The following is a 3,203-nucleotide window of genomic DNA, read 5'->3' as shown; positions in this document are numbered from 1 at the left end:
CTTGATTTTTTTGACATTGGCCTGCCGCGATCCCCGGCCGCAGCCTCTTTCGGCCGCGGCGGGACGAGGCCTGCCGCTCCTGTTGGAACCTCGTACATCTATATGCAAGTAACACTCGAAAACATTTGCTGCGGTTACGATCACAGCTTTTGGACCTTCTTTACGATCCGGTTTTGATTGCCCTTATGCAGTTCGATGACGTAGAATCCATGCTCAGTTCTGGAATATGACCCTTTGCTGCTCAACCGTAAAGGATGCCTGCAACAATGCCTGGGTTCCCTGGACTGAACGTTATTTGATTGTAGGTCGAATCATTCGCATTGCCGGCGTTTCGGGGACCCTTCACGCGGCGCCGGTGGGATTTTGCCTGGTGCGGTTGCTTTGATAGGATGCGTGCGGTAAACCCGTTTTACGATTGGGACCTGGAATCACAGATTATTTGTCTTGCGCGGAATGAACTCGCCTCTTACGATTGAGCATCTTCCTTTCGGGACTCCTTAAAGGGATCTCTCACAAGTAGCAAATTCGAGTTGTTTTCAGATTTACAGATTTTACTCCGGATCATCTTTGAAAATCGACAGAAACTGTGATTGCAGCCGTCCTGAAAACTGCTCCTAGGAAAGCCGGACCCTGGGCGAACAGTCCCTCAATGCAAATGAGAAACTGTGTGCTTCATCGTACATCGGAACCACCGCCTTTCTATCGGTATTGGTATCATGTTCCTCTCTTCTGTGTCTTTATTATAAGCAATTTGTTGGGGAATGTCAATATGATTTTTTCAAGATTCAAAAGAAAATATATACAACTTGTACACAATGAAAACCATTTGACATTTGCTTCCCGATGGATTATCATGTTATCAAACAGGGATGACAACCGGGCCTTCCGCCCGATTTTTGAGGGGGAATCCACCCCCGGAAAAGGAGAACGGTTTCTATGGCAAACGAAGAGTTCGGCGCCGATCTGATCACGCTGGTTGACGAAGAGGGCCACGAGCATGAATTCGAGATCGTCGACACCCTCGAGCTCGGCGAGCAGCACTATGTGGCGCTGGTCGCGGACTGCGGTGAAGAGGACTGCGACTGCGGGGACGACGGCGAGCTGGTGATCCTCAAATCGGTCATGGAGGGCGAGGAGGAGTTCCTCGAGGCGATCGAGGACGAGGCCGAGTTCGATCAGGTCGCGGCGATCTTCATGGAACGCCTGTCCGACAGTTTCGAGTTTACCGGAGGCGAGGACGGGGAAAACTAAAGCCGTAACTCCCTGCCGTACCCGACAGTTCTGCCCTTTATACTCCAACAACTGTACTTTGGGAGTTCCTTTCCGCGTGCGGAGTGCAGACCTCCCCATCTCACGATGGGACGAAGGGAGCTGGAAACACGCGATCGGGCGTACCCACTCTTGTCTAACGACGGGGGTTTACAGCTGGCAGGACATCGATACGGCGGGGTTTTTACATGTAAAAAACGAGCCGCCGGCCACGCCGGCGGCTCGTTTTCCCTGCGCGGCGGCCGCGCGCATTTTGACGGCGGGCATGCCGGAAGGCATGCCCTGGAAAGACGAAAAACCGGGAGGCGTTATCATGTATCAGGCATCTTCCGCACGCTACCAGTCGATGGATTACCGCCGCTGCGGCGAGAGCGGGCTTCTGCTGCCCGCCGTCTCGCTGGGCCTGTGGCACAATTTCGGGGACACCGCGTCCTACGAGAACATGGAGCGGCTCTGCTTCACCGCGTTCGACAACGGCATCACCCACTTCGACCTCGCCAACAACTACGGGCCCGCGCCCGGCAGCGCCGAAAAGAACTTCGGCCGCATCCTCCGGGAGAATTTCCTCCCCTACCGGGACGAACTGATCATCAGCACCAAGGCCGGCTACGATATGTGGGACGGCCCCTATGGAAACTGGGGGAGCCGGAAATACCTGCTCGCCAGCCTGGACCAGAGCCTGCGGCGGATGGGGCTCGAGTATGTGGACATCTTCTACCACCACAGGATGGATCCCAATACGCCGCTGGAGGAGACGATGGGCGCGCTGGCGCAGGCCGTGTCGAGCGGGAAGGCGCTCTACGCGGGCCTCTCCAACTACGACGGCCCGACGCTGGAAAAGGCGTCGGCGATCCTGCGGGAGCTGCGCTGCCCCTTCGTCATCAACCAGAACCGCTATTCCATCCTCGACCGGACGGTCGAGCAGAACGGCCTCAAGGAGACCGCGCGGCGGCTTGGAAAGGGGCTCATCATCTTCAGCCCGCTGGCGCAGGGGATGCTGACCGACCGCTACCTGCACGGCATCCCGCAGGACAGCCGCATGCGGACGGACGGGCGCTTTCTGAACGATTCCGCCCTGACGGAGGACCGCCTGCGCCAGATTTCCGCGCTCAACGAGCTGGCCGCCGCCCGCGGGCAGACGCTCGCGGAGATGGCCCTGAGCTGGCTGCTGCGGGACGGCGCCGTGACCAGCGTGCTGATCGGCGCGTCCAAGACCTCCCAGATCATCGACAACATCGGCGCGCTGAAAAACACATCCTTTACGGCGGACGAATTGGACCGGATCGACGAGATCTCCCTGCGGTGATCCGTGGGAACAAATAGGGGGCGCGGCCTTAGGCCGCGCCCCCTATTTGATTGTCCCTATCAGAGCCCCAGCAGGTCGCGGACCGCCCGGGAGGCGAGCAGAAATCCGGCCGCGGGCGGCACAAACGCGATGCTTCCCGGCGCGTGCCTTCCGTGCTCCCCGGGACAGACGGCTTTGGCGGGCTCCTCGACCGAATAGAGCACCGTCTGGCGGGAGACGCCGCGCCTTTTCAGCTCCCGGCGCATCACCCGCGCGAGCCCGCAGCCGCAGCCCGCCGTGTCCGCGATGTCGCCGACGCGCAGCGCGCCGGGGTCGACGCGGTTGCCGGTGCCCAGACACATGTAGAGGGGGACCCCGCGCCGGGCGCAGGCTTCCGCGAGGTGCAGCTTGGCGGTCACCGTGTCGATGCAGTCGAGCACGAAATCGGGCTCCCAGTCAAAGAGGAAATCGCTGTTGTCCGGCAGGTAGAACTCATACGCGGCGGTAAAGTCCCCCGCCGGGTTGACCGACCTGAGGCGGCGCAGCTCGGCGTCCGCCTTGCACATCCCGACCGCGTCACGGGTCGCCACGAGCTGGCGGTTGAGGTTCGTCTCGTCCACCGTGTCGTGGTCGACGAGCAGCAGGCTCC

At 59.8% G+C, this 3,203-nt stretch carries 3 protein-coding genes; 2 read left to right on the top strand and 1 reads right to left on the bottom strand.

Features of this window, described 5'->3' with window-relative positions; genetic code table 11:
* Positions 1-936 precede the first annotated feature (936 nt).
* Positions 937-1,251 carry a DUF1292 domain-containing protein gene (locus tag RDM88_RS12405; protein WP_308755136.1) on the top strand — a complete coding sequence of 105 codons (315 nt, stop codon included), beginning with the start codon at positions 937-939 and terminating at the stop codon, positions 1,249-1,251.
* Positions 1,252-1,582: 331 nt separating this feature from the next.
* Positions 1,583-2,575, top strand: coding sequence for an L-glyceraldehyde 3-phosphate reductase (gene mgrA / locus RDM88_RS12400; protein ID WP_308755135.1), 993 nt, complete (start codon positions 1,583-1,585; stop codon positions 2,573-2,575).
* 59 nt (positions 2,576-2,634) lie between these two features.
* Here mgrA and RDM88_RS12395 read toward each other — a convergent pair.
* Positions 2,635-3,203: ThiF family adenylyltransferase (locus RDM88_RS12395; RefSeq protein WP_308755134.1), on the bottom strand; the 569-nt coding region annotated here is incomplete at its 5' end.

Source organism: uncultured Anaerotruncus sp. (assembly GCF_902490045.1).
Classification (GTDB): domain Bacteria; phylum Bacillota; class Clostridia; order Oscillospirales; family Ruminococcaceae; genus Anaerotruncus.
The sequence above is the reverse complement of the archived record's forward strand: the minus strand, read 5'-3'. Positions and strand labels throughout refer to the sequence as shown.

Excerpts from the sequence above, each read along its gene's own strand:
- RDM88_RS12405 (WP_308755136.1), top strand. The coding sequence starts at position 937 with ATGGCAAACGAAGAGTTCGGCGCCGATCTGATCACGCTGGTTGACGAA.
- mgrA (WP_308755135.1), top strand. The coding sequence starts at position 1,583 with ATGTATCAGGCATCTTCCGCACGCTACCAGTCGATGGATTACCGCCGC.